Source organism: Luteibacter anthropi (assembly GCF_023699965.1).
GTDB classification, from domain to species: Bacteria; Pseudomonadota; Gammaproteobacteria; order Xanthomonadales; family Rhodanobacteraceae; genus Luteibacter; species Luteibacter anthropi.
In genome coordinates this window covers 1270001-1282767 of the sequence record NZ_CP077072.1, presented here as the reverse complement: position 1 = coordinate 1282767, position 12767 = coordinate 1270001, and the positions used below count along the sequence as shown (strand labels likewise).

Here is a 12767-nt window from a genome sequence, read left to right as displayed (position 1 = left end):
CGGGTCACTGTCACACTTTCATCCGTGCCCGGTGTCTCCCCGCCATGGCACGACGGGTTATCGACGCCCCTCCCTCGATAGATGACCCACGAAGGCGCGAGCGGCACTCGCGCCTTTATTTTTGCGATTCGCCGGATGCCAGACCATCCGACGAACGCAGCGCCCTTGTAGGAGCGCGCCTTGCGCGCGACAGCCGTTTGCGATGGCCCCCCGGTCGCGCGCAAGGCGCGCTCCTACAGAAGCCGGGCCAGGTGGTCTGGAAACGGGTCACTCGCCCGATTTGATGGTTTCGTACCGGACACCCCATGCCCGATCCGGGAAGATGTCGGCTCTTCGACACCCGGAAGCCCAGCGGATGGATCAACCCCAGAATCAGCGTGTCCTCATTGCCGGAGGCGGCATCGCCGGCCTCGCCACCTTGCGGGCCCTGGCCCAGAAGGGGGTGCCGGCCACCATCGTCGAGCGCAGCCTCCAGGCCGCCGACGCCGGTCTGGCCATCAACCTGCCCGGTAATGCCGTGGCTGCCCTGCACCGGCTGGGGCTGGGCGAGGCGATCGAGCGCCTGGGGTATCCGGTGAAGCGTCGCGAGTACCGCACGCGGAAGGACCGGATCCTCGCGTCGATCGATGAGGACGCTTTCTGGGGAGAGGCGATGCGGCCGCGTGCGGTGCGTCGCTCGGACCTGATGAACATGCTCGCCAGCGGCCAGGATGCCTCCCACATCCTGCGCGGAACCGGCGTGGCCTCGGTATCGCAGGACGCCACGGGCGTCCGCACCCGCCTGGCCGACGGCCAGGAGTGGATCTCGGACCTGCTCGTCGGCGCCGATGGCGTGCGCTCGACGATCCGGCCCAGCGTGGCCGGCACGGCCGGAGCCTCCAGCGCGCGGCTTGCCGCGGCAAGCTGGCGTTTCATGGGCCCGAACCCCGGCCTCGATTGCTGGACCCTGTGGACCGGCGAGCGCGGCATGGTGCTCTTGCTGCCCGTGGATGAGCGCACGGTCTACGGCTGGGCCGCGGCCACGTCGGCCGGCGCCGCCGACAGCGACCTGTCGCTGCTGCGTGATGTAGTGCGCGACTTCCCCGCGCGGGTGCGCGAGACGATGGACGCCGTGCTGGCCTATCCCGGGTCGGTGTATCACTCGCCCATCGAAGAGGTGCGCCTCACCTCCTGGAGTCGCGACCGCATCCTCCTGATCGGTGACGCCGCGCACGCCACGGCCCCGGTCTGGGCCGAGGGCGCCGCGCTGGCGATGGAAGACGCCCTGGTGCTGGCGGATATCGTCGCGAAGGAGGGCGCGGGCCCGGCGGTGGGGCAGCGTTTCGAGGCAGCACGCCGTTCCCGCGTCGAACACGTGCAGGCGATGACCGACAAGCTCTCCAAGGCAGCCCGCCTGCCACATGCGCTGCGCAGCCTGCTGATGCCGTTCATCACCCCGCGCAGCTATGCGGCGACCTATGGTCCGTTGAAGCAGCCCTGACGGATCGTCAGATAAGCCCCCGTGAGGCCATGGACACCGTTTCGCCATGGCCGACCACGATGTGGTCGAGCACGCGGATATCGATCAGCGCCAGCGCTTCGGTGAGCCGGCGGGTGATGTCCAGATCCGCCGTGCTGGGTTCGGCGATGCCCGACGGATGGTTGTGGGCGAAGATCACCGCGCTCGCCTGATGGCGCAGGCACGCTCGCACGACCTCCCTTGGATAGACGCTGGTGCCATCGATGGTGCCGCGGAACAATTCTTCATAGCCCAGTACGCGATGGCGGGTGTCCAGGAAGAGGCAGGCGAACACCTCGTGGGCCAGGTGCCGCAACCGTGATTCGAGATAGGCGGTGCTGTCGGCGGGCGAGCGGAGCGCAGGCAGGTCTGCCAGGCCTTCGGCGAGTGAACGCCGGGCCAGCTCCAGCGCGGCGACGATGCGCGCCCGCTTCGCGGGGCCCACGCCGTGCACCCGGGGCATGTGGTCCGGGTCGGCGAGCAGGCGCCCCAGGCTGCCCGCCTCGCCGAGCAGCGCCCGGCCCGTGGCGACGGCATCGCGGCCGGCACTGCCGCTACCCAGCAGGACGGCAATGAGTTCGGCATCGGAAAGCGCCACGGCACCATGGCGCAGCAGCCGTTCGCGAGGGCGTTCGCTTTCGGGCCATTGCGGGATGGTTCCGGCGGTGTAGCGAGGCGTGCGGGCATCCCCCACCCCTTGCGCGTGGGTATCCTGTTTCATCTTCGTGTTCCGGTGTCGGCGACGGCCCACGGTAGGCGGATGACCGGCAAGCCGCGATGGAAGGATTCTGAAAAAGCGCCGCTCGTCGCCCGCGACGGAGGTAGGCGCGAAATCCGCTAAGCTAACCAGCCTTTAGAGCAAACGCTGTTTCGCCATGAGTCTTCGTCAGCGTCGCATCCTGATCGGCGTCACCGGCGGCATCGCCGCCTACAAGGTCTGCGAGCTCGTCCGTCGCCTGCGTGATCTCGAAGCCGAGGTCCGTGTGGTGATGACCGAGGGCGCCACCCACTTCGTCACGCCCACCACCTTCCAGGCGCTGTCCGGACAGCCGGTGCGGGTGAGCCTGTGGGATGAGCAGGGCGAAGCCGCCATGGGCCATATCGAGCTGGCCAAATGGGCCGAGCGCGTGCTCATCGCCCCCGCCAGCGCCGATACCATTGCCCGTCTGGCGCATGGTTTTGCCAACGACCTGCTCAGCACCGTCGTGCTCGCCACCGCGGCACCCGTGTACGTGGCGCCGGCGATGAACCAGCAGATGTGGGCCCATCCGGCGGTGCAGGCCAATATCGGCACGCTGCGCGTGCGTGGCGTGGGCATCCTGGGGCCGGCCGATGGCGACCAGGCCTGCGGTGACATCGGTTCCGGTCGCATGCTCGAACCGCACGACCTGCGTGACCGCCTGGTGGCCTCGTTTGGTAGCCAGGCCTTGCACGGCCGACATGTGGTCGTGAGCGCGGGCCCCACCTACGAAGACATCGATCCGGTGCGCTTCATCGGCAACCGCAGTTCCGGTCGCATGGGTTTCGCCGTGGCCGCCGCGGCCCGCGATGCCGGTGCGGAGGTCACGCTGGTGGCCGGTCCGGTATCCCTGCCGACACCGCCAGGTGTCACGCGCATCGATGTGCGCAGCGCGCGGCAGATGCACGACGCCGTGCTCGCGGCCTGCCAGCGCAGCGATATCTACGTGGGAGCGGCCGCCGTGGGTGATTACCGCCCGGCAGGCACGGCCGACCACAAACTGAAGAAGGTCGACGGGTCCCCGCTGCACCTGGAGCTCACCGAAAACCCGGACATCATTGCGGCCCTCGCGGCGCAACCCGGACATCCCTTCCTGGTGGGCTTCGCCGCCGAAACGCACGAGCTGGCCAGCTACGCGCAGGACAAGCTGCGTCGCAAGGGCCTGGACATGATCGCCGCCAACGAAGTGGGCGCGGGCAAGGGCTTCGAAGTGGCCGAGAACGCACTGCACCTGTACTGGCCGGGTGGCGATCTCGTACTCCCCACCCGGCCCAAGACCGAACTGGCGCGACAGCTCATCGAGCACATCGCCGAACGCTTCCTTTCCGGCCACGGACCGACACCTTGATCGACATCGAACTGAAAATCCTCGACCCGCGCCTGGGCGACAGCATCCCGCTGCCCGAACCGGCGACGGCAGGCAGCGCAGGCATGGACCTGCGCGCGGCTACAGAGGCACCCGTGACCCTGGCTCCGGGCGAAAGCCTGCTGGTGCCCACCGGCATGGCCATCCACATCGGCGATCCGGCCTGGTGCGCGCTGATCGTTCCGCGCTCGGGCCTGGGCCACAAGCAGGGCCTGGTGATGGGCAACCTGGTGGGCGTCATCGATGCCGACTACCAGGGCCCGTTGATGATTTCCTGCTGGAATCGCGGAAATGCGACGGTGACCATCGCGCCGGGCGACCGGATTGCGCAACTATTGCTCGTGCCGGTAGGCCGCGCGCGTTTGCGCGTGGTAAACGAATTCCAGCCGTCGCAGCGGGGCGAAGGCGGATTCGGTTCCACCGGCGTGGGCTGACACGACGACAAGGGGCGGCATGGCTCGGATAACGGGAGGGGTGGGGCGGAGACTCCGTATCGATCTGCGTCGCACGCTGCCGCTGGCGGGAGCGACGCTGTTCATCGTGCTGGGGTTTTTCTGCGCGTGGCAGACCTGGCTCATCGCCGACAAGGAGAGCGCGGCCGAGCGTACGCACGCTGCCCAGCGGGAGGCCGTACAGGCCATTGCGGGCGTCGTGAACGGATACCAGGGCGCCTTTCGCAAGGCCATCGGTGACCCGGCGCTCGCCGTCATCCTTGACGACCATCCGGCCGTGGCCGCCCGCCTTCGCCTTGCCATGCCGGATGCGCGGGCTGTGGACGTCTACAGCAGCGGCCTCGATGAAGTGGTGCATGCCGACTATCGCACCTTCGGGTATGCCAAGGCCGCACAGTTGATGAGTGCGCTGGGCACGGAAACGGCTGTCCCTGCGTCCACGTTGCTGGTGAATGGCCAGCGGCGAATGTCCCTTGTGGAGCCCATCGGTGATATCCGGGATCCACGCGCCTGGATCTGGCTGGAATTTCCGTTCGACGCAATCACCCAGCACTTCGAGGCCGTATCCCCCGCAGGCGGCCGCCTTGAACTGCACCAGGGCGACAATGCCGCTCCCTTGCTGACCCGCGGTTCCCGTGCGGCGGAACTGGAAGCGACCGGGATGCCGGTGCCGGGAACGATGTTCTCCGTCATGGCAGCCATGCCCCGCGCCTTCATCGTGCTGCCCGATTCGGTCGTGGTCGCTGGCGTGCTGACGTTGCTCTGCCTGGGTGGCGGTGGTTTTCTCGCCTGGCGACGAAATCATCTTCCGCCGCCCGTGGATGACGAGCCGAAACCGGACATCCTTGTTGCCGATGTGGTGCGCAAACCACGCCTGCCTCCCGCAGCGGCGCCAGCCCTCGCGCATGCCGCGGACGAGGTGGTGTCCGATATCCCGAAACTCACGGCGAGTCCAGTGGACGCCTCGATCTTTCGTGCATACGACATACGTGGTGTCGTGGGACGCTCCCTGGGCACGGACACCGCCCGCCAGATCGGCGGTGCCATCGGCAGCCTCATGCGTGAGCATGGCCTGCATGAGATCGTGATCGGTCGCGACGGTCGTACGTCGGGGCCGGAGCTTGCGCATGCACTGTCCGACGGCTTGCGATCAGCGGGCATCGACGTGATCGACATCGGTGCCGCGCCCACGCCGGTGGTCTATTTCGCGGCCTTTCACTTTGGCACGGGCTGCGCGGTGGCCGTGACGGGTAGCCACAACCCCGCCAGTCACAATGGTTTCAAGATCGTGGTCGGCGGTGAAACCCTCTCCGGCGACGCCATCACCGACCTGCGCCGGCGTATCGAAGAAGGCCAGCTTCCTGTCGATGGGCATGGCAGCCTGCGGGAGGTATCCGCAACCGATGCCTACGTTTCCCGTGTCGTCGGCGATGTTTCCGCCGGGCGCCGGCTGAAGGTGGTGGTGGATGCCGGTAACGGCATTGCAGGCGCCGTGGCGCCGCGCGTGCTGGAAGACATCGGCTGCGAGGTGATGCCGCTTTACTGTGACGTGGACGGCACCTTCCCGAACCATCATCCCGATCCGTCCGATGCACATAACCTTGCCGACCTGATCGCCGCCGTGCGCACCACGGGCGCCGATCTCGGCATCGCGTTCGACGGCGATGGCGACCGCCTGGGTGTCGTCACGCACGAGGGCGAGATCGTACCGGCGGACCGGCTGCTGATGCTGTTTGCGCAAGACGTCCTGCTGCGCAATCCGGGGGCCACGGTCGTCTACGATGTGAAGTGCAGCGCGCACCTGCGCCCGGTCATCCAGGAGGCGGCAGGCGTGCCCCTGATGTGGCGTACGGGACACTCGATGATCAAGGCGAAGATGCGCGAGACTGGCGCCGCGCTGGGTGGCGAAATGAGTGGCCATTTCTTCTTTGCCGACGGCAATCGCTGGTACGGCTTCGACGATGGCGTGTATGCGGCGGCACGGCTGCTCGAAATCCTCGCGGGCGATCCGGAAGAGCGTGGTCTGTCCGCGCTGGTCGCCGAGTTTCCACATGGCATGTCCACGCCGGAGCTACGCCTGGCGATGGAGGAGGGCGCGTCGGCTCGCTTCATGGCGGCGTTCCGCGACATACCGTTCGACGATGCGCGAGTGACCACGCTTGATGGCGTTCGCGTCGACTGGGCGGATGGCTGGGGCCTGGTGCGCGCCTCGCATACCGAGGAAGCGCTCGTATTCCGTTTCGAAGCGAACGACGGCAAGGCATTCGAGCGGATCAGGGACGCATTCCGGCAGCACATCCATGCCGTGGACAGCGGGATTTCGCTGCCGTTCTGAGCCGGCCTACTGGCCGGCGGGGGCCTGCGCGGCGGCTTTGACGTCGCGGTAATGCTTCAGCTGTGCGTCCAGCCCGGCCTTTGCGGTGTCCTTGGCCGCCTGCTGGCGCTGGAGCGTGGTGCGCAGGTTGGTCACGGTATCGCGCTGGGCGGCAATGCGATCCTTGAGATACGGCGGCACGGGCTGCTTGGCGCGCTCAAGATCCGCGGCACGGTTGAGCAGGTCGGCAAGGGCCTTCTCCTGTCCCTGCAAGCTGAGGCGCGTGGTACGGGCTGCCTGCTCGAAATTATCGACCTCGGCGTTTTTCGCCGCCATGAACGAGGTTTCGTCCGGATAGGCATTGAGCATCTGCGCGTCTTCGCGCCGGCGTTGCTCCTGCGCCTGGTCTTGTGCCGCTTTCTGGTCGGCAAGCTTGCGGGCTGCGGCGCGTTCGTCGGCGGTGAGCGCCCTGTCGACATGGCGTACCGTCATGCCCTGGCTGTTCACCACGTCATAGCCCGACTTGAGGGCATCGGGTGTGAGCGTGTCGCTGAAGATGGAGGCGCCCGAGGCGTCCTTCCATTTGTAGCGGACGCCGTTGTTGTTGGACGTGTTGCTCTGGGCGAGTGCCGCCGTGCCAAGGCACAGCGCGGCTCCCGCCAGGATGTAACGTACAGCTCGCATGGTGTTCCCTCCTGAAGCCGGAGTATAGCCAGCCATCGGAGGGGAACCATGCGCAGGCCGCTATCGCGACCGTCCGCGTGACGCAGTCGCGCTTTTGTCAGGCCTTGACGCCGTACTGCTCGCGATACGCCACCAGGCGCGCGTGCTCGGCGGCCAGTTCCGGACGCTCGCCCGCATAGGCGAGCACGTCGGCGAGGCTGGCGATGGCGATCACGGGGATGCCGAAGTGCTTCGATACTTCCTGGGCGGCCGACAGCTCGCCCTGGCCGCGTTCCTGGCGATCGAGTGCGATCAGCACGCCAGCCGGTTCGGCACCCTGCGCGCGGATGAGTTCAAGGGATTCACGCACGGCGGTGCCGGCGGTCATCACGTCGTCGACGATCAGCACCTTGCCCTTCAACGGGGCGCCGACCAGCGTGCCGCCCTCGCCGTGGTCCTTGGCTTCCTTGCGATTGTAGGCCCAGGGAATGTCCCGGTCCTGGGTATCCGCCAGGGCAATGGCCGTGGCGGCGGCCAGGGCGATGCCCTTGTAGGCCGGACCGAACAGCATGTCGAAGGCCACGCCGGAGCGGGTGGCCGCTGCGGCGTAGGAACGACCCAGGCGGGCCAGTGCGGCACCGGAGTCGATGCGGCCCATATTGAAGAAGTACGGGCTGCTGCGGCCGGATTTCAGCGTGAACTCGCCGAAACGCAGGACGTCGCGGGAAAGGGTCAGTTCGATGAATTCGCGCTGGTAATCGTGCACGTCAGGAAGTCTCTGCTGGGTTCGATGGGGGCAGCGACGCCCACATCACATGTTGCGGGCCCGCCGACCCGCCATGGTACAGCGTGCCGCTGTCGACATAGCCGGCCCGGGCATAGGCGCGGACGGCGCCTTCGTTGCGCACGTTCACGGTAAGCAGGATGCGCTGGCGGTCCGGGTGCCGTCCGGCGACGTATGCGGCGATGGCTGCGAGCGCACGGGTACCCAGGCCCCGGCCCTGTCGATGAGCATCGATGAGGAAGCTGCGCAGCGCCACTGCGCCGGCGACGAATGGCGAATCACCCAGCGCCGCCGCCGTGCGATCGATGCGCACATAACCCACCACCGCACCGTCTTCCAGCAGGGCCAGCGCCTCGCTGCCGGGACATACGGCGACATCGGCTAAGGAGTCGGATACCTGGCCTACGAACATGGTTTGCGCCGGGTGGACGGCGAGCGCGCTGACCTCGGCACGCAGGCTGTCGTCGACGGGGCGCACTTCGATGTTCGGCATCATTGTTACATCCTAACAGGAGGCCGTCGGCGCAAGCCGCTATCATGCGGTCCTCGACGTCGCAAAGAAGATCCCATGCGCATCATCTCGCTGAACGCCAACGGCATCCGTTCCGCCGCCACCAAGGGCGTGTTCGACTGGCTTCGCCAGCAGGACGCCGACGTGGTCTGCCTGCAGGAAACCAAGGCCCAGGAATCGCAGCTCACCGATGCGATGTTCCGGCCCGATGGCCATCATTGCTTCTATCACGACGCCCGCAGCAAGAAGGGCTACAGCGGCGTGGCCATTTATTCGCGTCGTGAACCCGATGAAGTGCGTACTTCGCTGGGCCGCGAAGATTTCGACTGCGAAGGCCGCTACATCGAAGCCCGCTATGGCAATCTCAGCGTGGTGTCGTTCTACATCCCGTCGGGTTCCTCGGGTGACGAACGCCAGCAGTACAAGTTCCGCGTGATGGAATGGCTCACCCCGATCCTGCGCGAGTGGGCCGCCAGCGGCCGCGACTACGTGCTGTGCGGCGACTGGAACATCGTGCACACGAAGAACGACATCAAGAACTGGACCTCCAACCAGAAGAACTCCGGCTGCCTGCCCGAAGAACGCGCATGGCTCGACCTGCTGTTCAACGAGCTGGGCTGGGTCGACAGCTTCCGCGCACTGAAACCCGATGCCGTGGAATACACCTGGTGGTCCAACCGTGGCCAGGCACGGGCCAACAACGTGGGTTGGCGCATCGACTACCAGATCGTCACCCAGGGCCTGCGCGATCGCCTGCGCGGTTGTTCGATCTATCGTGACGAGCGTTTCTCCGACCACGCGCCCTACACCGTGGATTACGCCGAGTGAGCGAAGCGTCGGGAACGGTCCGCTACAAGGGGCTGCGGGGTGTCCTTGCGGCCTTTGCCCAGCCGGGTGCCATCACCATGCTGCTGTTCGGCATCGGTTCGGGCCTGCCGTTCCTGCTGGTCGGCAATACGCTGTCCGCATGGCTGAAGGAGTCGGGGGTGGATTACGGTGCCATCGGCATCGCCAGCTTCGTGACCTTCGCCTACAACTTCAAGTTCGTCTGGGCGCCGGTCGTGGACAAGTTCCGCCTGCCGCTGTTCTGCCGGCTGGGGCAGCGACGTGGCTGGCTGTTGTTTGCCCTGCTGCTGCTGGCGGCGGGGCTGCTGGGCATGGCGGCGATGCCGCCGACGCTTTCCCTGCAGGTGTTCATGGGCATGACCCTGCTGGCGGCCATCGCGGGCGCCACCATCGACATCGTGGTGGATGCCTACCGCGTGGAGATTGCGCCCATCGAGGCACAGGGGGCACTCGCAGCCACCTATACGCTGGGATACCGGCTGGGTCTCATCGCGGGCGGCGCTGGCATCCTCATCGTGGCCGACATGGTGGGCTGGCAGCGCGGCTACGTGGTGATCTGCGCCCTCATCCTGATTCCGGTGGCGGCGGTCTTTGCCGCCCGCGAGCCCGAACACCGTGTACGCGAGCGGGTGCCGTTGCGCCAGGCGGTGGAAGAAAGCTTCATCGGGCCATTCCGCGACTTCTATTCGCGCTTCGGACTCGTGCTGGCGGCGGGCCTGCTGGTTTTCGTGGCCCTGTTCCGCCTGCCGGACCAGATGCTGGGGGCAATGGCTTATCCGTTCTACCTGGACGCCGGCTTCAGCAAGACGCAGATCGCCGAGGTATCCAAGGTCTATGGCCTGATCATCGGCATCGTGGGCGCCCTGGCGGGCGGCTGGGCGGTCACCCGGTTCGAGATGCGGCGCCTGCTGGTGATCTCCGCGATCGGCGTGGCGCTGTCCAACATGCTCTACCTGCTGATGGCGCAGAACCCCGGCCAGACCTGGGCCTTCGTGGCGACGCTGTCGGGCGACAACCTCGCCCAGGGCTTCGCCGGGCCGGTGCTGGTGGCCTTCATGTCATCGCTGGTCAATCGCAGCTTTACCGCCACCCAGTACGCCCTGCTCAGCTCGCTGGCCAACCTGCCCGGCAAGCTGATCGGCGGCTTTTCGGGCTTCCTCGTGAAGGGCGCGGGCTACCCGGCGCTGTTCATCATCAGCACGGTGTCGATCGTGCCCACGCTGCTCGTGCTGGCGTGGCTGTGGCCGCGTATTCCGGGCCTGTCGAAGCCGGTTCCGGTCAATGCGCCCTGACGGCAAACCTGTGTAAGATCGGCAGCACAGGGGGCATGCGCGAGGAGGTCACGCACGTGCCGGATATCGTAGTGCGACATATCGACGACCAGATGGCCGAGCGGATCAAGACACTTGCCCGCGAACGCCGCTGGTCGATCAATGAGGTGATCCTGCATGCGTTGCGCCATGGCCTCGGCCTTGGCCCGAGCGACGCATTCGGCGAACTGCTGCTCGATCCGGGCGATATCGCCCATCTTCACGGCACCTGGGATGCCAGCGAACAGGCCGCTTTCCAGGAGGCGCTGTCTGCCCTGGCCCAGGCCTCGCCCGACCGCCTGGTGAAGCCGGCTGGCAAGGCGACCGACGAATCCCTTTGAAGCCGGTCAGGGTGCGGCGTACAGCGCGCCCAGCAGGCGGGGGCCCCTTGCGCCGGTAACGGCCGGCAGGTTGCCGGGTTCGCCACGCAGGCGGCGGTAGGCCAGCCAGGCAAAGCCCATGGCCTCCATCAGATCCGGGTCGATATCGAAATCGGCGCTCACCACCAGGGCCTTGTCTTCCAGGCGCATCGCGATGGCCTGCATCAAGGCGAGGTTGTGCACGCCGCCGCCGCAGGCCACGACGTCAAGCGCATCTCCGGCGTGCTCGCGGATGGCATCGGTGATGGAGACGGCGCTGAGGGAGAGCAGGGTGGCCTGTACGTCTTCCGGTGCCAGTTCCGCCACGCGCGGATGCCGGTCGAGCCAGCCCAGGTGGAAATGCTCGCGGCCCGTGCTCTTGGGCGGCGGCAGTACGAAGTAGGCATCGTCCAGCAGTTCGGCGAGCAGGTCGGGGTCGACCGTGCCGGACAGGGCGAAACGGCCGTCGCGATCGTAGGCTTCGCCACGGTGGCGCAGGCACCAGGCATCCATGAGGCCATTGGCCGGGCCGGTATCGAAACCGGTGACGCCCCCGTCGGAAGTGAGCCGGGTAACGTTCGCGATGCCGCCCAGGTTGAGCACCACGCGGGCGCCTTCGCGCGGGCGCAGCACCGTGGCGTGGAACGCGGGAACGAGTGGGGCGCCCTGGCCGCCGGCGGCCACATCGGGCCTGCGGAAGTCGCCGATGGTGTCGATGCCGGTGTTTTCCGCGATCACCGAGGGATCGCCGATCTGCAGCGTGAAGGGCAGGTCGCCGTCTGGGCGGTGACGGATCGTCTGGCCGTGCGAGCCGATGGCCGCGACCTCGCTCGCAGCAACGTCGGCTTTCGCCAGCACGGCATGCGTGGCCTCGGCGAAGGCGCGCGCTACGGCGACGTCGAGCCGGCCGTAGGCATCCAGGTCGAGGCGTTCCTCATCCTGGGCCACGGCAAGGATGCGCCGGCGCAGGTTTTCGTCCCATGGATGCGTGAGGCCCGCGACAAGCGCGGGCCTTTCGTTGCGGAAGCGGACCAGCGCGGCATCGATGCCATCCGCGCTGGTGCCCGATATGAGGCCTACGTAGAGGCCGTCGTGTAGTGCCACGGTCAGTCGTTGCTCTTGGCTTTATCGTTGCCCGGCTTGGTGTCGGCGCTGGCGAGCTTGACGTTGCTGTCGACGCGGTTGAGACGCGCAAGCTGCGGTGCCACGACCTCCTTCTTGAACTTCGCCAGCTGCGCGGCCGGCAGCGGCTCGGGCTTGGGAAGGGTGACCGTCTGCGGGTCGCGCTGGACGTTGTTGACACGGAATTCGTAGTGCAGGTGCGGACCGGTGGCGAGGCCGGTCATACCGACGAAGCCGATCGTGCTGCCCTGGCTCACGCGCTGGCCGACGCGCAGGTTGGCGAAGCGCGACATGTGGCCGTAGGCGGTGCTGATGGTGGCGTTGTGCTGGATGACCACGAAGTTGCCATAGCCATTCATCCAGCCGCGGAACTTGACCACGCCGTCACCCGCCGCATGGATGGGCGTGCCGGAGGGGGCGGCGTAGTCCACGCCCTTGTGCGCGCGCATCTTGCCCAGGATCGGGTGCATGCGGCCGGCGCTGAACTGCGAGGAGATACGGGTGAAGTCGACCGGGATGCGCAGGAAGGAGCCGGTGAGCGGACGGCCTTCCTCGCTGAAGTAGCTCACCTTGCCGTCGGTGTTCTTGAAGCGGTAGGCGGTGTAGCGCTTGCCCTGGTTCACGAACTCGGCGGCCACGATGTCGCCTTCGCGCAGGAAGGCGCCGTCGCTGTAGACATCGTCGTAGATGACGGTGAAGTTGTCGCCGACGCGCAGGTCCTGCACGAAGTCGATGTCGAACTTGAACACCTCGGCCAGCTTCAGCACCATCGCCGTGCTCATGCCGGCCTTGGTGGCGGCGCC

At 67.0% G+C, this 12767-nt stretch carries 13 protein-coding genes (1 of these 13 cut by a window edge); 7 read left to right on the top strand and 6 right to left on the bottom strand.

Annotation, left to right across the window (positions count from 1 at the left end; all coding sequences use genetic code 11):
• The first annotated feature begins 355 nt into the window (after nt 1-355).
• Nucleotides 356-1480, top strand: coding sequence for an FAD-dependent oxidoreductase (locus KR767_RS05860; protein WP_250878437.1), 1125 nt, complete (start codon nt 356-358; stop codon nt 1478-1480).
• 7 nt (nt 1481-1487) lie between these two features.
• Here KR767_RS05860 and radC read toward each other — a convergent pair whose 3' ends face one another.
• Complete coding sequence (radC, locus tag KR767_RS05855) at nt 1488-2219, bottom strand: RadC family protein (protein ID WP_166945377.1); 732 nt, start codon at nt 2217-2219, stop codon at nt 1488-1490.
• Between the two features lie 154 nt (nt 2220-2373).
• Between radC and coaBC the strand changes: the two genes are divergently transcribed.
• From coaBC to KR767_RS05840, 3 genes are read left to right on the top strand one after another with little or no spacing between them, the layout of a single operon-like run.
• The gene (coaBC, locus tag KR767_RS05850; RefSeq protein WP_250878436.1) at nt 2374-3585 is read left to right on the top strand and encodes a bifunctional phosphopantothenoylcysteine decarboxylase/phosphopantothenate--cysteine ligase CoaBC; all 1212 of its coding nucleotides are present in this window, start codon (nt 2374-2376) and stop codon (nt 3583-3585) included.
• Nucleotides 3582-4037: a dUTP diphosphatase gene (gene dut, locus KR767_RS05845; protein WP_166945373.1), complete on the top strand. Its 456-nt coding sequence runs from the start codon at nt 3582-3584 to the stop codon at nt 4035-4037. Before coaBC ends, dut begins: the two co-directional genes overlap by 4 nt.
• 19 nt (nt 4038-4056) lie before the next feature.
• Nucleotides 4057-6390, top strand: coding sequence for a phosphomannomutase/phosphoglucomutase (locus KR767_RS05840; RefSeq protein ID WP_250878435.1), 2334 nt, complete (start codon nt 4057-4059; stop codon nt 6388-6390).
• Nucleotides 6391-6396: 6 nt separating this feature from the next.
• On the opposite strand, the gene KR767_RS05835 is transcribed toward KR767_RS05840, so the two are convergent.
• The 3 genes from KR767_RS05835 to KR767_RS05825 all read right to left on the bottom strand — a co-directional run bounded on the left by KR767_RS05835 (nt 6397) and on the right by KR767_RS05825 (nt 8312).
• Nucleotides 6397-7053 carry a DUF4124 domain-containing protein gene (locus KR767_RS05835; protein ID WP_250878434.1) on the bottom strand — a complete coding sequence of 219 codons (657 nt, stop codon included), beginning with the start codon at nt 7051-7053 and terminating at the stop codon, nt 6397-6399.
• A 97-nt stretch (nt 7054-7150) separates the two neighbouring features.
• Entirely contained in the window at nt 7151-7798 is a 648-nt protein-coding gene (gene pyrE / locus KR767_RS05830) for an orotate phosphoribosyltransferase (protein ID WP_166945367.1), read from the bottom strand.
• A gap of 1 nt (nt 7799) precedes the next feature.
• A complete protein-coding gene (locus tag KR767_RS05825; protein ID WP_250878433.1) occupies nt 7800-8312 on the bottom strand; it encodes a GNAT family N-acetyltransferase in 513 nt (170 codons plus the stop codon).
• Nucleotides 8313-8384: 72 nt separating this feature from the next.
• Here KR767_RS05825 and KR767_RS05820 point away from each other — a divergent pair, with 72 nt between their 5' ends.
• The 3 genes from KR767_RS05820 (at nt 8385) to KR767_RS05810 (ending at nt 10824) form a co-directional block, all read left to right on the top strand.
• On the top strand, nt 8385-9155 hold the full coding sequence (locus KR767_RS05820) for an exodeoxyribonuclease III (protein ID WP_166945363.1): 771 nt from the start codon (nt 8385-8387) through the stop codon (nt 9153-9155).
• 77 nt (nt 9156-9232) lie between these two features.
• A complete protein-coding gene (locus tag KR767_RS05815; RefSeq protein ID WP_166946360.1) occupies nt 9233-10465 on the top strand; it encodes an AmpG family muropeptide MFS transporter in 1233 nt (410 codons plus the stop codon).
• Nucleotides 10466-10500: 35 nt separating this feature from the next.
• On the top strand, nt 10501-10824 hold the full coding sequence (locus KR767_RS05810; RefSeq protein ID WP_250878432.1) for a hypothetical protein: 324 nt from the start codon (nt 10501-10503) through the stop codon (nt 10822-10824).
• A gap of 6 nt (nt 10825-10830) precedes the next feature.
• Here KR767_RS05810 and KR767_RS05805 read toward each other — a convergent pair whose 3' ends face one another.
• Both KR767_RS05805 and KR767_RS05800 read right to left on the bottom strand, forming a co-directional pair.
• Nucleotides 10831-11946 (bottom strand): anhydro-N-acetylmuramic acid kinase, encoded by a 1116-nt coding sequence (locus tag KR767_RS05805; protein WP_250878431.1) that lies wholly within the window; start codon nt 11944-11946, stop codon nt 10831-10833.
• 2 nt (nt 11947-11948) lie between these two features.
• Nucleotides 11949-12767, bottom strand: the 3' portion of a protein-coding gene (locus KR767_RS05800) for an OapA family protein (RefSeq protein ID WP_250878430.1). Its footprint extends 645 nt past the window's final position; only the last 819 of its 1464 coding nucleotides appear in the window; its start codon lies beyond the right edge, outside the window — the gene reads right to left on this strand; its stop codon occupies nt 11949-11951.